This is a genomic window from Agromyces cucurbitae (assembly GCF_058349945.1).
Genome location: NZ_JBYRES010000002.1, coordinates 934,821 through 949,218, shown reverse-complemented (window position 1 = coordinate 949,218; position 14,398 = coordinate 934,821). Strand labels below are relative to the sequence as shown.

Annotated in this window: 15 protein-coding genes and 1 tRNA gene; 6 read left to right on the top strand and 10 right to left on the bottom strand. The window is 72.8% G+C overall.

What is annotated here, in order from left to right; all coding sequences use genetic code 11:
* Positions 1-45: 45 nt before the first annotated feature.
* A tRNA-Arg gene (locus AC3RJ6_RS11205) sits at positions 46-117 on the bottom strand.
* A 91-nt stretch (positions 118-208) separates the two neighbouring features.
* On the opposite strand from AC3RJ6_RS11205, the gene AC3RJ6_RS11200 reads away from it, so the two are divergent.
* Positions 209-1,249, top strand: coding sequence for a lactonase family protein (locus AC3RJ6_RS11200; protein ID WP_491427123.1), 1,041 nt, complete (start codon positions 209-211; stop codon positions 1,247-1,249).
* Positions 1,250-1,328: 79 nt separating this feature from the next.
* Here AC3RJ6_RS11200 and AC3RJ6_RS11195 read toward each other — a convergent pair whose 3' ends face one another.
* The 4 genes from AC3RJ6_RS11195 to AC3RJ6_RS11180 form a co-directional block, all read right to left on the bottom strand.
* The gene (locus AC3RJ6_RS11195) at positions 1,329-2,183 is read right to left on the bottom strand and encodes a CHAP domain-containing protein (protein ID WP_491427122.1); all 855 of its coding nucleotides are present in this window, start codon (positions 2,181-2,183) and stop codon (positions 1,329-1,331) included.
* 89 nt (positions 2,184-2,272) lie between these two features.
* Complete coding sequence (locus AC3RJ6_RS11190; RefSeq protein WP_491427121.1) at positions 2,273-2,770, bottom strand: HNH endonuclease; 498 nt, start codon at positions 2,768-2,770, stop codon at positions 2,273-2,275.
* A gap of 361 nt (positions 2,771-3,131) precedes the next feature.
* The gene (locus AC3RJ6_RS11185) at positions 3,132-3,989 is read right to left on the bottom strand and encodes a C40 family peptidase (RefSeq protein ID WP_491427120.1); all 858 of its coding nucleotides are present in this window, start codon (positions 3,987-3,989) and stop codon (positions 3,132-3,134) included.
* Positions 3,990-4,219: 230 nt separating this feature from the next.
* The gene (locus tag AC3RJ6_RS11180) at positions 4,220-4,912 is read right to left on the bottom strand and encodes an iron-dependent transcriptional repressor DtxR (RefSeq protein WP_491427119.1); all 693 of its coding nucleotides are present in this window, start codon (positions 4,910-4,912) and stop codon (positions 4,220-4,222) included.
* Positions 4,913-4,983: 71 nt separating this feature from the next.
* Here AC3RJ6_RS11180 and serC point away from each other — a divergent pair, with 71 nt between their 5' ends.
* Both serC and AC3RJ6_RS11170 read left to right on the top strand, forming a co-directional pair.
* Positions 4,984-6,099: a phosphoserine transaminase gene (serC, locus tag AC3RJ6_RS11175; RefSeq protein WP_491427118.1), complete on the top strand. Its 1,116-nt coding sequence runs from the start codon at positions 4,984-4,986 to the stop codon at positions 6,097-6,099.
* Positions 6,100-6,103: 4 nt separating this feature from the next.
* Positions 6,104-6,379 (top strand): DUF2530 domain-containing protein, encoded by a 276-nt coding sequence (locus AC3RJ6_RS11170; RefSeq protein ID WP_491427117.1) that lies wholly within the window; start codon positions 6,104-6,106, stop codon positions 6,377-6,379.
* Here the strand turns inward: AC3RJ6_RS11170 and AC3RJ6_RS11165 are convergent.
* Entirely contained in the window at positions 6,343-7,122 is a 780-nt protein-coding gene (locus AC3RJ6_RS11165) for a DUF3027 domain-containing protein (protein ID WP_491427116.1), read from the bottom strand. The genes AC3RJ6_RS11170 and AC3RJ6_RS11165 overlap by 37 nt on opposite strands.
* A complete protein-coding gene (locus AC3RJ6_RS11160) occupies positions 7,115-7,495 on the bottom strand; it encodes a cold-shock protein (protein WP_491427115.1) in 381 nt (126 codons plus the stop codon). The genes AC3RJ6_RS11165 and AC3RJ6_RS11160 overlap by 8 nt, the downstream gene beginning before the upstream one ends.
* A gap of 111 nt (positions 7,496-7,606) precedes the next feature.
* On the opposite strand from AC3RJ6_RS11160, the gene AC3RJ6_RS11155 reads away from it, so the two are divergent.
* The 3 genes from AC3RJ6_RS11155 (at position 7,607) to AC3RJ6_RS11145 (ending at position 11,462) form a co-directional block, all read left to right on the top strand.
* Positions 7,607-7,882: a hypothetical protein gene (locus tag AC3RJ6_RS11155; RefSeq protein WP_491427114.1), complete on the top strand. Its 276-nt coding sequence runs from the start codon at positions 7,607-7,609 to the stop codon at positions 7,880-7,882.
* A 9-nt stretch (positions 7,883-7,891) separates the two neighbouring features.
* A complete protein-coding gene (locus AC3RJ6_RS11150; protein WP_491427113.1) occupies positions 7,892-9,745 on the top strand; it encodes a helicase-associated domain-containing protein in 1,854 nt (617 codons plus the stop codon).
* A 73-nt stretch (positions 9,746-9,818) separates the two neighbouring features.
* Entirely contained in the window at positions 9,819-11,462 is a 1,644-nt protein-coding gene (locus AC3RJ6_RS11145) for a DNA repair helicase XPB (protein ID WP_491427112.1), read from the top strand.
* 21 nt (positions 11,463-11,483) lie between these two features.
* On the opposite strand, the gene AC3RJ6_RS11140 is transcribed toward AC3RJ6_RS11145, so the two are convergent.
* The 3 genes from AC3RJ6_RS11140 to AC3RJ6_RS11130 are packed head-to-tail and all read right to left on the bottom strand — an operon-like array spanning position 11,484 to position 14,397.
* Positions 11,484-12,236 carry a pyrimidine reductase family protein gene (locus AC3RJ6_RS11140; protein WP_491427111.1) on the bottom strand — a complete coding sequence of 251 codons (753 nt, stop codon included), beginning with the start codon at positions 12,234-12,236 and terminating at the stop codon, positions 11,484-11,486.
* Positions 12,233-13,156 carry a dihydropteroate synthase gene (gene folP, locus AC3RJ6_RS11135; protein ID WP_491427110.1) on the bottom strand — a complete coding sequence of 308 codons (924 nt, stop codon included), beginning with the start codon at positions 13,154-13,156 and terminating at the stop codon, positions 12,233-12,235. The genes AC3RJ6_RS11140 and folP overlap by 4 nt, the downstream gene beginning before the upstream one ends.
* Positions 13,153-14,397 carry an NAD(P)/FAD-dependent oxidoreductase gene (locus tag AC3RJ6_RS11130; protein WP_491427109.1) on the bottom strand — a complete coding sequence of 415 codons (1,245 nt, stop codon included), beginning with the start codon at positions 14,395-14,397 and terminating at the stop codon, positions 13,153-13,155. The genes folP and AC3RJ6_RS11130 overlap by 4 nt, the downstream gene beginning before the upstream one ends.
* Position 14,398: the final 1 nt, after the last annotated feature.

The window sequence follows — 14,398 nt, the reverse complement described above, 5'->3', positions numbered from 1 at the left end:
CACGCGCGATCGCCGTGAATCACGACGATGCGGCACCGATCCCGGTGCCCCTGGAGGGACTCGAACCCCCAACCTGCTCCTTAGGACGGAGTTGCTCTTCCATTGAGCTACAGAGGCTGACCGGAAGAGTCTACCGGCTCGGCTAGCGTAGGACGCGGCGCAGACCCGTGCGCCCCGGTGCGGCTCGTCCGCAGGGAGTTGGAGGCGCGTGGAGACGACGGGTACGACGAGGTTCTGGATCGGCGCGTCCACGGTCGGCGCCCTCGGCTCGGCGGCCGCGGGCGTGCGATCGCTCGACGTCGACGCCGACGGGCGCGCCGTGCTGGGCGAGCCGGTCGACGTGGGCGAGAACCCCATGTTCCTCGCGATCTCACCCGCGAACGGGGTGCTCGGCATCGTGCACGAGCTCGCCGACGGGCGCGTCTCGACCTGGACGCTCGAGGGCGACGGACTCGCCGCGTTCGGCCGGCCCGGCACCGCCTCGGGCGATCCGTGCCACGTCGCGTTCGACGAGTCGGGCGAGCTCGCGTTCGCCGCGAACTACTCGGGCCGCCGCCTCACCGTGCACCACGTGTCGCCGGATGCCTCGGGTGACGCGGTGCTCGAGGCCGAGTTCACGGGCTCGGGCCCCGATGCGGCCCGGCAGGAGGCCTCGCATCCCCATCAGGCGGTGCTCGACAGCGCGCGCGATCGGCTGCTCGTGCCCGACCTCGGCGCCGACCGTGTGCGCGTCGTCGGCCTCGCGAGCCTGCCCGAGCAGCTCGTGCACGAACCGACCGGCGACATCGCCGTGCACGCGGGAGCAGGTCCCCGCCACCTCGTCGTGACCGGCGACCTCGCGATCACCGCGAACGAGCTCGATCGCACCGCGAGCATCATCGACCTCGTCGAGGGGCGCGAGCTCGCCTGGTTCCCGATCGGCCCCGAGACGCCGCCTCGCGGGCTCGGATGCTCGGCGATCCGGCTCACGCGCGGCGGGATCGTGCTCATCGGAGACCGCGACGCGGACGCCCTGCGCGGCTTGCGGCTCGATCGCGACCGTCCGGCGCTCGAACTCGTCGCGACGGTGCCGACCGGCGGCCGCCACCCGCGGGATCTCGAGCTCACGCACGACGAGCGGTTCGCCCTCGTCGCCGACCAGGGCTCCGACTCGATCGCGATCGTCGCGCTCGACGGGGCGGGCGTGCCGCTCGACGTCGTCGGTACCGTGGAGACTCCCGCGCCCGCGTGTCTGGCGCGGGTGCCGTAGGGCCTGCTGACCGTCGACGCCGCGGCCCGACCGACGCCGACGGGCACGTCGGCGCCCGCACGGGCGACCGCCGCGGCGATCAGACCGGCGGATAGAGGTAGAGCGCGTCGCCGGCGGGAATCGTACGCCGATGGTACGAGTGATCGGAGTTCTGGTTGTACTCCTCGAGGTTCACCGATCCGTCGGCGTTGATCGACTGCACGTAGGCGACGTGGTTGTACGGGAACCACGCGACCGCGCCGACGACGGGCGTCGACGACGTCGGCCAGCCGTGCGCGACCCACTCGTCGGCCCAGGCGTAGGCGCTGCCCGAGGCGAGGTTCGACCAGTCCCACTTCCACGGGGCGCTCGTGACGCCGGCGTCGCGGTTGAGGCGCCAGGCGACGAAGTCGACGCATTCGCGGTAGTAGTACCGCAGCGGCGACAGCCCGCCGCCGTAGTCGTCGGGAAGCTGGTCCCACCAGGGGTAGTCGTCGCCCTGCGCCTGCACCTTCGGCTTGGCGTACGCGCCGTTGCCCCGTGATGCGAGCTCGGCGGCCCAGGCGCGCGCCTCGGCCTCGGCGGCGGCACGGGCCGCCTCATCGATCTCGACCTTCGTCGTGACCGCGTAGCCGTCGACGGTGATGGGGGCGTCGCTCGCCTCCGCCCCGACCGACAGCCCCTGCGCCTCGGCGACCGTGCGGCTGAAATCGCCGGATGCCCCGAACTCGGTGCCGGTCGGCACCATGGCGTAGGCGGGCAGGGCGACGGTGCCGACGATCGCCGGGACGATCACGATGGTCGAGAGCGCACGCAACCGTCGGTCGCGCGGACGGGTCGTGCTCGATGCGGCGGCCGCCTGCTTCGGCGCCTCGACCCGGCGGGACGAGCGCTGCGGCGACGGTGCCGAGGCAGCACGACGACCGTGCTCGGGTTCTCGGGGGCGGCTCCGCACCCGACCTACCATAGGGCACGTCGCGACGCTTTGTCACGATCGGCCCGCACGGCAGCGCGGCGTGTCCCGCGAGTGCCGGTGTCGCGCTCTCACGCAGCCGTCGCGAGGAACTCGGTCCACTGCGGCATCGGACGCTCGACCCCGCGGACGACCCAGTTGCGACCGTTCGGCATCTTGGGGATGAACCGCAGCTCCCAGCCCATCTCGGCCGGCGTGCGATCGCTCTTCACGTTGTTGCACCGCAGGCAGCATGCGACGAGGTTCTCCCACGTGTCGCGCCCACCGCGGGACCTCGGCAGGACGTGGTCGATCGTGGCCGCGCTGCGCCCGCAGTAGGCGCAGCGGTGCTCGTCGCGGCGCAGCACGCCCCGCCGGGTGACCGGGATGCGGTGGGCGCGCGGGGCGCGGACGTAGCGGCTGAGCAGGATGACGCTGGGGCGTTCCCAGCTCCCGCTCGCCGCGCACACCGGATTGCCCTCCTCGTGCACGAGCACGGTCGCCTTCTGATTCATCACGAGCAGGAGCGCTCGTTTGAACGAGACGACGGCGAGCGGTTCATATCCGGCGTTGAGCACGAGGGTGCGCATGCGGGGCCTTTCGTTCGGTGCTGGATGGCTTCCAGCCGCGTGGACGGTTCGGCGACCCGGTTCCGGCGGTCGTGGCCGGACGGGCAGGCGATGCGCCGGCGGGGCCCCGGGAACGCGAAACGGGCACCGTCGTGAAGACAGCGCCCGTCGAAGTGTTCGCCAGGATGGAGCCCGGTCGACTGCTCGGACGATGGTCGAATTGCGCGCGCGCATCCGCGGAATGGATGCTGCGCGAGCCTGCCATCGCCCTCCCCTTGCTCGGATACCGAGGGTCGTCAGGGCTTCAGGGTAGAACACGAACGGCGCGCCGGGAACTCCCGGCGCGCCGTTCGTCGCGTGTCGGTCACGCGTCGTTCATCGCTCAGATACCGATGCGGACGATGTAGTAGTCGCTCGTCCAGATGGGCTGCACCCGCACCGACGCCCCCTCGTAGGGTGCGTGCAGGATCATGCCGTTGCCGGCGTAGAAGCCGTCGTGGCCGTCCATGATGACGAGGTCGCCGGGCTGCGCGTCGGCTTCGGAGATGACGGTGCCCATCGCGCCCTGGCCCGACGAGGAGTGCGGCATGCTCACGCCGAACTGCGCGTAGACGTACATGACGAACCCCGAGCAGTCGAAGCCCGCGGGCGTCGCACCGCCGTACACGTACGGCACGCCGGTGTAGCTCTGGGCGACGCTGTAGACGCTCGCGAGGTCGAAGTTCGGGTACGGCGGGTTCGCGAGGAGCTCCGACGCGCTCGGCCCGTCGTAGGACGCCGCGTAGGAGGCCATCGCGTTCTCGGCCGCGATGCGGGCGGCCTCGGCCTCGGCCGCGGCGCGCTCGGCGGCGCGGATCGACTCGCCAGTGACGGTCTTGTAGCCGTCTTCGGTGACCGGTGCGGCGATCACGTCGTCGGTGGTCTCGACCGTCTGCGCCTGCGCCTTCGAGAGCTTCGTCGCGTCGGTCTCGCCGAACTGCGGGCCGACGCTGCCCGGGGCGATCGCGTAGGCGGGGATCGCGAGCGTGCCGACGATGCCGGCGGCGACCGTCATCACGAGGATGTTCGCCATGCCGCCCCGCCGGAAGCGGCGCGTGGACGGCAGCGGCTTCGCTGCGACTGCCGGTGCGAGATCTGGAGTGGGGGACTGGGTGTTGCGGGCCTTCGAGGCGATGATCGCCTTCGTCGCAGCCCCGCGGGTGCGGCTCTTCGCGAGCCGACGCCGTGAGAGTCGAGCCAAAACGTGTACCTCCGTCGCCCCGCGGCGCGGGGGCGCCGCTCCACCTGATGCGCGCGCGGCGCTTCACGGGTACCGGATCGAGCGGTGGAACGCGGGAGGCGTCTCGACCCTTGGCCTGCCGGCGGGCTTCTCGCCAGCGGACTCGTACGAGGGTACGCGAGTACCGCCCGAATGTCACATTCTGATCACGGCGCGTCGCGGAACGGCCGATCAGGGGCGAGAACGCCGAGTCACTCGGCGATGAAGATGTGGCTCGCGACCTCGGTCGGGAGCTCGAGCGCGGTGCCCGCCCCGTCGACCCGCACGAGCACGTAGCCGGCCGTCCGGCTGAACGCCGCGACCGCGCCGGGGACGATGCCGGCCTGCTTGAGCTGGCCGAGCAGCTCGGGGTCGAACTGCACGGGCTCGCCGAGGCGTCGCACCGTGCCGCGCACCGGCTCGTCGCGGTCGGCGACCAGGTCGACGACGTTGACGACCCCGGAGAGGAAGGGGTCGGCGGGCGCGAGCCCGAGTTCGTCGAGGCCCGGGATCGGGTTGCCGTAGGGCGATTCCTTCGGATTGCCCAGGATCTCGATGATGCGGCGCTCGACCTGCTCGCTCATCACATGCTCCCAGCGGCATGCTTCGTCGTGCACGTACTCCCACTCGAGCCCGATGACGTCGGCGAGCAGCCGCTCGGCGAGCCGGTGCTTGCGCATGACGTGCACGGCCTTCGAGCGGCCCGACTCGGTGAGCTCGAGGTGGCGGTCGCCCGTGACGACGACGAGTCCGTCGCGCTCCATGCGGGCGACGGTCTGCGAGACGGTGGGACCGGAGTGACCGAGACGCTCGGAGATGCGCGCACGCAGCGGGACGATGTTCTCTTCTTCGAGGTCGAGGATCGTGCGCAGGTACATCTCTGTGGTGTCGATCAGATCGGTCACGCGTGTCCTCCCATTGCGTCGCGGCCCGTCATCAAGCCTAGCGGCCGCCACCGCCTCGATAGACTCGACGCATGCCGAGCCTCGTGATCCCCGCCGACCTCCTGCCCGCCGACGGACGCTTCGGATGCGGCCCGTCGAAGGTGCGGCCCGAGCAGCTCGCGCACCTCGCCGAGTTCGGCCCCGCCATCCTCGGCACCTCGCACCGACAGGCTCCCGTGAAGAACCTCGTCGGCCGGGTCCGCTCGGGGCTCGCCGAGCTCTTCTCGCTGCCCGACGGGTACGAGGTCGTGCTCGGCAACGGCGGTTCGACCGCGTTCTGGGACGCGGCGTCGGCCTCGCTCATCGAGCGTCGAGCGCAGCTCGCCTCGTTCGGCGAGTTCGGTGCGAAGTTCGCGAAGGCCGCGGGCGCACCGTGGCTCGAAGCGCCCGACGTGCGCACGGCCGCCCCCGGCTCGAGCGCGCGGCCCGAGGCCGTCGCCGGCGTCGACGTGTACGCCTGGCCGCAGAACGAGACCTCGACCGGCGTGCAGGCTCCCGTCGCCCGGGTCACGGGCGACGACGGCGCCCTGACCGTCATCGACGCGACCAGTGCGGCCGGCGGCGCCACCGTCGACGCCCGCGAGTTCGACGTCTACTACTTCGCCCCGCAGAAGAACTTCGCCGCCGACGGCGGGCTGTGGTTCGCGATCCTCTCCCCCGCCGCCGTCGAGCGCATCGAGCGCGTCGCCGCGACCGATCGCTACATCCCCGAGTTCCTCTCGCTCAAGAACGCGGTCGACAACTCGCGACTGAACCAGACCCTCAACACCCCGGCGCTCGCGACGCTCCTGCTCATGGAGAACCAGATCGACTGGATCAACGCCTCGGGCGGACTCGCCTGGGCCGACGCCCGCACCCGCGAGTCGTCGTCGCTGCTCTACCGGTGGGCCGAGGCGAGCGAGGTGGCGACGCCGTTCGTCGCCGACCCGGCCGACCGCTCGCAGGTCGTCGTCACGATCGACTTCGACGAGCGCGTCGACGCCTCCGCGGTCTCGAAGGTGCTCCGCGAGAACGGCGTCGTCGACACGGAGCCCTATCGCAAGCTCGGCCGCAACCAGCTGCGCATCGCGACGTTCACCGCGATCGAGCCCGACGACGTGCGCGCGCTCATCGCCTCGATCGACCACGTCCTCGACCGGATCGGCTGACCTCGTGCGGCTCTGGCTGAGCGAGAGCGAGCGCCGGCCCGATCCGGCGCCGGCCAGGGCCGACGCGCGCAAGGCGCTCGTCGCCGGCACCATCGGCTGGCTCGTGGTGCTCGGCATCGGCCTCCTGGCCCGAGACGGGCTCGAGGCATCCGGCCTCGGCTGGCTCACCGCCGCCGCAGCCGTGGGCGCGGCGCTCGGGGTCATCGGCCTCGTCGTCGTGCAGGCGATGCGCCGGCGCGCGCGTCAGTCGCCGGCCGGCGTCTCCGAATCGGGCGACTGAGCCGCGTCGTCGCCGACCGACGGGTCGTCGTGGCCCTCGTCGTCGACGTCAACGGCGTCATCGACGTCGACCGCGTCGTCGTCGTGGTCATCGTCGAGCACGTCGATGTCGATGCCGTCGAACTCGTCGTCGACCTCGAGGCCGTCACCGAGGCCGTCCGCCTCGTCCACCTCGTCGTCTTCGTCGTCGTCGAAGTCCTCGTCGTCGTCGACCTCGTCGTCGACGGCCGTCTCGTCGTAGTCGTCCTCGTCGTCTTCGTCGGACTCGGCGGCCTCCGCGGCTGCGGCCGCCTGCGCGGCGCGGTACTCGGCCAGTCGCTCCGACCAGGGCACCCACTCGGGCGCGAGCAGCGCCCGCTCGCCCGGCATGAGCTCGGTCTCGAGCACGGTCGGCTCGCCGTCGTCGACCCGTGCGATGGTGACGCTCCAGTGCCAGCCGGGGTAGCCGGCGAGGTCGGCCGCGAACAGCAGGGTGAGCACGTGCTCGCCCTCGACGACGTGGCCGACGACCGAGCCCACGGTCTCGGGAGCGGTCACCTCGAGCAGGGCCCGCTGCGCGAGCCCGGCCGAGGCGAGCAGCACCTCGTCGGCGACGAAGACGGGCTCCGGCTCGGCGACGTCGGACGCTTCGCCGTGCTCGGCCGCACCCGGCTCGTCGACCTCGTCGACCTGCTCGACGACGTCGACCGCCGCCTCGGCGACGGCCCCGTCGGCCGTCGGCTCGAACTCGCGCGACTCAGGCATCCAGCTCGTCAGCCACCTTGCGCAGCAGGGTCGCGATCTGCCGGCCGCGCGCCTTGTCGGGGTAGCGGCCGCGACGCAGGTCGCTGCCGGCGGCGTCGAGCCACTTCACGAGGTCTTCGACGACGACCGCCATGTCGTCGGCCGAACGGCGGTTCATCTTCGCGAGGCTCGGGGGCGTGTCGACGACGCGCACCGACAGCGCCTGCGGCCCGCGACGGCCGTCGGCGATGCCGAACTCGACCTTCGAGCCCGCACGCACGGTCGCGCCGGCGGGAAGCGCGGAGGCGTGGAGGAAGACCTCTTGGCCGTCATCGGAGCTGATGAAGCCGAACCCCTTCTCCTCGTCGTAGAACTTGACCTTGCCGGTGGGCATCGCAGAACCTCGCTTATACGTCGCACGGCGCGCCGAGAGCAACGCGCCGTTCACCCTCCAGTCTAGAGTCCCGCCGACCCACGCGCGGCCTCGCTGCCCTATCCTTGACGAGTGAGTGATTCCGGCCCTGTCACCGATCATCGCGCCGAACGCATCCTCGCCGTCATGTTCGCGGCGATCGTCGGCTGCTCGATCGTCGCGTTCTTCGCGGTCATCATCGGCTCGGCGGCAGGCGCGGCGGCCGACGACGGCTTCAGCCACGGCGTGTGGCCGTTCGTCATCATGTTCCCGTGGTTCGGCCTGCCGATCGCGCTCATCCTGCTGATCGTGCTGCTCATCGTGAACGCGGTGCGCCGCTCGCGCGAGACCGGCGCCGGGGCGGGCTGAGCGGAGACGATGCTCGAACTCGCCGGACGACTTCGCGAGCTGCCACGGGACGATCTCGCCGCAGCCCTCCGGTTGCGCGAGTTCGACACGACGGGCGTCGCCGACCTGTTCGACCTCGCCGAGTCGCTCCTCGCACCCGACTCGGTCGATCGGGCGATCGCCCGGCTCGACCGCCCGCGGCTCGCAGTGCTCGCCGCCGCGGCCGAGCCGGGCGCGACGCTCGCGGGGGTCCGCCGGGTGCTCGGCGATCTCGGCGCGCCGTCGTCGACGGTGGATGCCGCGGGGCCGATCATCGACCGGCTCGCCGAGTCGCTCCTCGCGGTGCGCACGGGCGAGCTCGTGCACGTGCCGGCGGGCGTGTCCAGCAGGCTGCTGCCGCGACTCGGCGACGACCTGCCGACGCTCGCCGAGCTCGCAGCGCCCGCTCCCCCGGTGCTCGTCGGCGACGATCCCGTCGACCGCAGCCTCCTCGAGCGCCACTCGTCCGACGCCGCGTACGCGACCGTGGCGGCGACCGCCGAGCTGCTCGCCTCGCTCGGCGCGCAGCCGGCGCGCGAGCTCGCGAAGGGCGGCCTCGCGCTTCCCGACTCGAAGCGCCTCGCCGAGGCGAGCGGCACCGCGCTCGAGGCGCTTCCGCGCCTCTTCCACCGCGCCGACGAGGCGGGGCTCGTCGTGCGCGACGGCGCGTACTGGCTCGAGTCCGATCGCGGCGCCGCATGGTCGCTCGAATCCGCCCGCGGGCGATGGCTCGTGCTCGCGTCGTGCTGGCGCGACCGCATCCCCGAGACGCTGCGCGAGCTCGTCGCCCGGCGCAGCGATCCGCTCACCGCGGGCGCGCTCCGCGACGACGTCCGCTGGCTCTACCCGGCGGGCGGGATCTGGCTCGACGAGGGTCTCGAGCGGCTGTTCGGCGAGGCCGAGGCGCTCGGCCTCGCGGTGTCGGGCGAGCCGGTCGAGGCGGCACGGCTCGTGCTCGCCGGCGAGCTCGAGCGCGCGGCCGACCTCGTCTCGGCGCACTTCCCCGCCCAGGTCGACCGGGTGTACCTGCAGCACGACCTGTCGATCGTCGCGCCGGGGCCGCTCGAACCCGAGCTCGACGCCCGGCTGCGGGGCATCGCCGACGTCGAGGCCCGCGACCTCGCCTCGACGTATCGCGTGAGCGCGGCATCCGTGAACCGCGCCCTCGCGGCGGGCGAGCGCGCCGACTCGATCCTCGAGTTCCTGTCGTCGATCTCGCTGACCGGCATCCCGCAACCGCTCGCGTACCTCGTGTCCGAGGCCGCCGAGCGCTTCGGCGCGGTGCGCGTGAGCGCCGCGGCCGAGGCCGAGCTCCCCGCGCAGGCCTCGATCCGCTCCGACGACGCGGAGCTCATCGGCACCCTCGCCGTCGACCAGGCGCTCGCCTCGCTCGCCCTGCGACGCACGGGCCCGCACCGGCTGCTGACCCGCTTCGCGCCCGACGTCGTCTTCTGGGCGCTCTCCGACGCCAAGTACCCCGTCGCCGCCGAGAACGCCGACGGCGAGATCGTGCGGCTGCAGCGGCACCGCCTCGCACCCGCGCCCGTGGCGGCGCCGCGCACCGACCCGATCGCCGCGCTCCTCGACCGGCTCGAGGCGACGCAGTCGGGCGACGGCACCGAGGAGGCGTGGCTCGCGCGCCAGCTCGAGGCGGCCGCGCGCTCGAAGGAGACGCTCACCGTGACCGTGCGGATGCCGGGCGGCGACACGGCCGACTACCTGCTGGCGCCGGCGAGCGTCGCGAACGGGCGCCTCCGTGCCCGCGACCACAAGGCCGACATCGAGCGCACGCTGCCGCTCTCCGCGATCGCCGCGGTCGCGCCGGCGCCCGCGACGGAGCTCTAGCGCCACCGTCGCGCCCGCAGCGAGGCATCCGCGCCGGCCGGTCGTTCACGAACCGGGCGTAGACTGGTCGGTCATGTCGGACGGCCCACTCATCGTTCAGAGCGACCGCACGGTCCTGCTCGAGGTCGCGCACCCCCTCGCGGAGGACGCGCGGCACGACCTCGCCGTGTTCGCCGAGCTCGAGCGCGCGCCCGAGCACGTGCACACCTACCGCATCACGCGCCTCGGCCTCTGGAACGCCCGGGCGGCGGGTCACGACGCCGACGACATGCTCGGCACCCTCGAACGCTACGCGAAGTTCCCGGTGCCGCAGACGGTCGCCGTCGACCTGCGCGAGACGGTCGGCCGGTACGGACGGCTCGTGATCGACCGCACCGACGACGGGGCGCTGCGCCTGCACAGCACCGACCTCGCCGTGCTGACGGAGGTCGTCGGCGCGAAGAAGATCGCCCCGCTCGTGGGCGAGCGCCTCGACGACATGAGCTTCCTCGTCGCGCCGTGGGCGCGCGGCGCGCTCAAGCAGGAGCTCGTGAAGCTCGGCTGGCCCGCCGAGGACCTGGCCGGCTACACGCCCGGCACGCCGCACGAGATCGACCTCGAACAGAGCGGCTGGCACCTGCGCGACTACCAGCAGAAGGCCGTCGACAACTTCTTCGAGGGCGGCTCGGGCGTCGTCGTGCTGCCCTGCGGCGCGGGCAAGACGCTCGTGGGCGCCGGCGCGATGGCGACGGCGAAGACGACCACGCTCATCCTCGTCACGAACACCGTGTCGGCCCGCCAGTGGCGCGACGAGCTGCTGAAGCGCACGAGCCTCACCCCCGACGAGATCGGCGAGTACTCGGGGCAGGTGAAAGAGGTGAAGCCCGTCACGATCGCGACCTACCAGATCCTCACCGCGAAGCGGAAGGGCGAGTACGCCCACCTGTCGCTCCTCGACGCCCTCGACTGGGGTCTCGTCGTCTACGACGAGGTGCACCTCCTGCCCGCGCCCGTGTTCAAGCTCACGGCCGAGCTGCAGGCCCGCCGTCGGCTCGGCCTCACGGCGACGCTCGTACGAGAAGACGGCCGCGAGGGCGACGTGTTCAGCCTCATCGGGCCGAAGCGCTTCGACGCACCCTGGAAGGAGATCGAGGCGCAGGGCTTCATCTCGCCCGCGGCCTGCTACGAGGTGCGCATCGACCTGCCGCAGTCCGAGCGGCTCGCGTACGCGGCATCCGCCGACGACGAGCGCTACCGGCTCGCCGCGACCGCGCCCGCGAAGCTCGGCGTCGTGAAGGAGCTCGTCGCCCGCCACGCCGGAGAGCGCATCCTCGTGATCGGCCAGTACCTCGACCAGATCGAGGAGCTGGCCGACGCGCTCGACGCCCCGCAGCTCACCGGCGCGACGCCCGTCGACGAGCGCGAGCGCCTGTTCCAGGAGTTCCGCGAGGGCACGACACCGGTCCTGGTGGTGTCGAAGGTCGCGAACTTCTCGGTCGACCTTCCCGAGGCGACCGTCGCGATCCAGGTGTCGGGCTCGTACGGTTCGCGGCAGGAGGAGGCGCAGCGGCTCGGGCGTCTCCTGCGGCCGAAGGAGTCGGGTCTCAGCGCGAACTTCTACACGCTCGTCGCGCGCGACACCGTCGACCAGGACTTCGCGCAGAACCGGCAGCGGTTCCTCGCCGAGCAGGGCTACAGCTACACGATCCTCGACGCCCACGCGCTCGAGGCGGCCTGACCAGGCGCTCCACGCGCCCGCTCAGCGCGCCCGCTCGTAGCGCAGCAGCAGCAGGTCGCCCGCCGGGATGGCGTGCAGAAGCCGCATGGGCCGATCGTGCTCTGGTACCCCGCGCACGATGCGCCCCGCGTCGCCGCCGACGATCGTCGGGCTGAGGCTCAGGCAGAGCTCGTCGACGCGGTCGGCCTCGAGCAGCGACCCGAACAGGTGGGGTCCGCCCTCGCAGAGCACCTGCGGCAGCCCGGCCGCGGCGAGCGCGTCGACCGCGGCGCGCAGGTCGACCGCGTCGTCGCCGCACACGAGCACGTCGGCGACCTCGGCGAGCGCGGCCCGTCGCCCCGCATCGGATGCCGCGTGCGTCACGACGATCGGCCGGTTCGTCGCCTCCGTGAAGAAGGGATGCCGCGGCTCGAGCTCGAGCGCGGACGAGACGACCGCGATGCGGGGCTGATCGGGGAGGCCGCGCCCGCGCCGCCACGCCGCGTCGGCTCCGCCCAGCCGCACGCCGCCGTACCCCTCGACGCGCACGGTGCCGGCGCCGACGAGCAGCACGTCGGCGAGCGTGCGCATGACGCCCATGGCGAGCCGGTCGGCCGCGTCGCCGAGGCCGCCCGAACGACCGTCGATCGTCACGGCGCCGTCGAGGCTCGCGACGAAGTTCATGCGTACCCGGGGTGTCGCGCGGTCGGCGACGGCGTACGCCTCGAGCAGCCGCTCGCGGTCGACGTCGGGCGTCTCGTCGTCGTGTCGGGGGTCGCCCACGGCCTCGGTCATGGCTCCTCGTTCGGCCCGTCGACCAGGTTGTGCTTGAGGTACGCGGGCTCGCGCCAGCCCATGATCGCCTCGACCATGCGCGCCGCGTCGACCGACTCGGGCACGTTGTGCATGCGCAGGATGCGAGCGCCCTGCGCGACGCAGAAGACGGCCGCGGCGATCGAGCCGGCGAGTCGCTCGCCGCGAGGGCGGTCGAGGCTCTCGCCGATGAAGTCCTTGTTCGAGACCGCCGCGACGAGCGGGAAGCCGAGCCGGGTGAACTCGCCGAACCGGCGCGTGAGCTCGAGCGTCTGCAGCGTGTTCTTGTTGAGGTCGTGCCCGGGGTCGAGCACGATGCGCTCCTCGGGCACGCCGCGCGAGACGGCGAGGGCGACGCGTTGCTCGAGGAACGCGCTGATGTCGCCGACGACGTCGTCGTACTGCGGTTTCGGGAACCACTGGCGGGGCTCGGCGCGGCTGTGCGTGATGACGAGGGTCGCGTCGGAGTCGGCCACGACCTCGGCGAGCGCGGGGTCGTGCACGCCGGTGGTGTCGTTGATCACGTCGGCGCCTGCGGCGATCGCGGCGGCGGCGACCTCGGCGTGGAAGGTGTCGACCGAGAGCGCGGCACCGGCTCCGGCGAGTGCGGCCACGACGGGCACGACCCGATCGATCTCCTCCCCGACCGGGATCGCGGGCCCGGGCCCGAACTTCGCGCCGCCGATGTCGATCCACGACGCGCCCGCGTCGATCGCGCGACGGCCCGCTTCGACGGCCGCGTCGAGGCCGAACGTCGCACCGCGGTCGTAGAACGAGTCGGGCGTGCGGTTGACCACCGCCATCACGGCGATCTCGCGGCGGAAGTCGACCTCGCGGCCGGCGATCGCGCGAACCGGCCGGGCGAGGTTCGGCTCGACCCAGCCCAGGGGCTCCGCCGTCACGCGGATGCCTCGGCGACGAGCCGTTCGAGCGGGACCGACGCGTCGACGAGCCGGGCGGGGTCGATGCGGGCCGCCGAGCGGATCAACTGCTGGACCTGCTCGTTGACGTCCCAGACGTTCACGTTCATGCCCGCGACCACGCGCCCCTCCCGCTGCCAGAACGCGATGAACTCGCGCGACGCGCGGTCGCCGCGGAACACCGGCTCGATGCCGTCGGCCAGCGTGCCGTAGCCCGAGTACTCCATGCCGAGATCGTACTGGTCGGTGTAGAAGTAGGGGATCTCGTCGTACGCGACCTCGTCGCCGGCGAGCGCCCGCCCTGCGGCGCGACCCGCGTTCTCGGCGTTGGCCCAGTGCTCGATGCGCAGGTGGGCCTGGAGCACGGGGTGGTACACGCTCGCCACGTCGCCGACGGCGTAGACGTCGTCGGCGCTCGTGCGGAACGAGGCATCCGTCACGATGCCGCCCCGCACCTCGAGCCCGGCCGCCTCCGCGAGCCCGGTCTCGGGCACGGCGCCGATGCCGACGAGCACGAGGTCGGCGGGAACGGTCTCGCCGGTGTCGAGCTCGACGCCCGTCACGCGACCCTCGGCGCCGCGGATGCCCGCGACGCCCGTCGACATGCGCAGGTCGACGCCGTTCGCCCGGTGGAGCTCCGCGAAGACCTCGCCGACCGCGCTGCCCACGGCCGCCGCGAGGGGCACCGCCTCGGGCGCGATCACGGTGACCTCGTCGCCGTAGCCGCGGGCGGCGGCCGTCGCCTCGAGGCCGATCCAGCCGGCCCCGATCGCGACCATCCGTCGCCCGCCGCCCCGCAGCTCCGTCCGCAGCGCCTCGGAGTCGTCGAACGTCCGCAGCACGCGGACCCCCTCGAGCTCGCCCTCGGGCGCACGCCAGCGCCGGGCGCTCGCCCCGGTCGCGATGAGCAGTCGCCCGTAGTCGAGCGTGCGGTCGTCGGCGAGGCGGATCCGGTGGCCGGCCGGGTCGAGCGCGGTCGCCCGGACACCGCGCAGCACCTCGACGCGCTCGTCGGCGTACCACTCGGCCGGGAACACGTCCACGACGTCGCGCTCGGCGGCCCCGGTCAGGTACTCCTTCGACAGCGGCGGCCGGATGTACGGCATCGCGTCCTCGCCGGCCACGATCGTGATGGGCCCCGTGTGCCCGGCCTGCCTCGCCCCCTCCGCCGCTCGGGCGCCCGCGAGGCCCCCGCCGACGATCACGAGCCCTTCGTCAGTCATC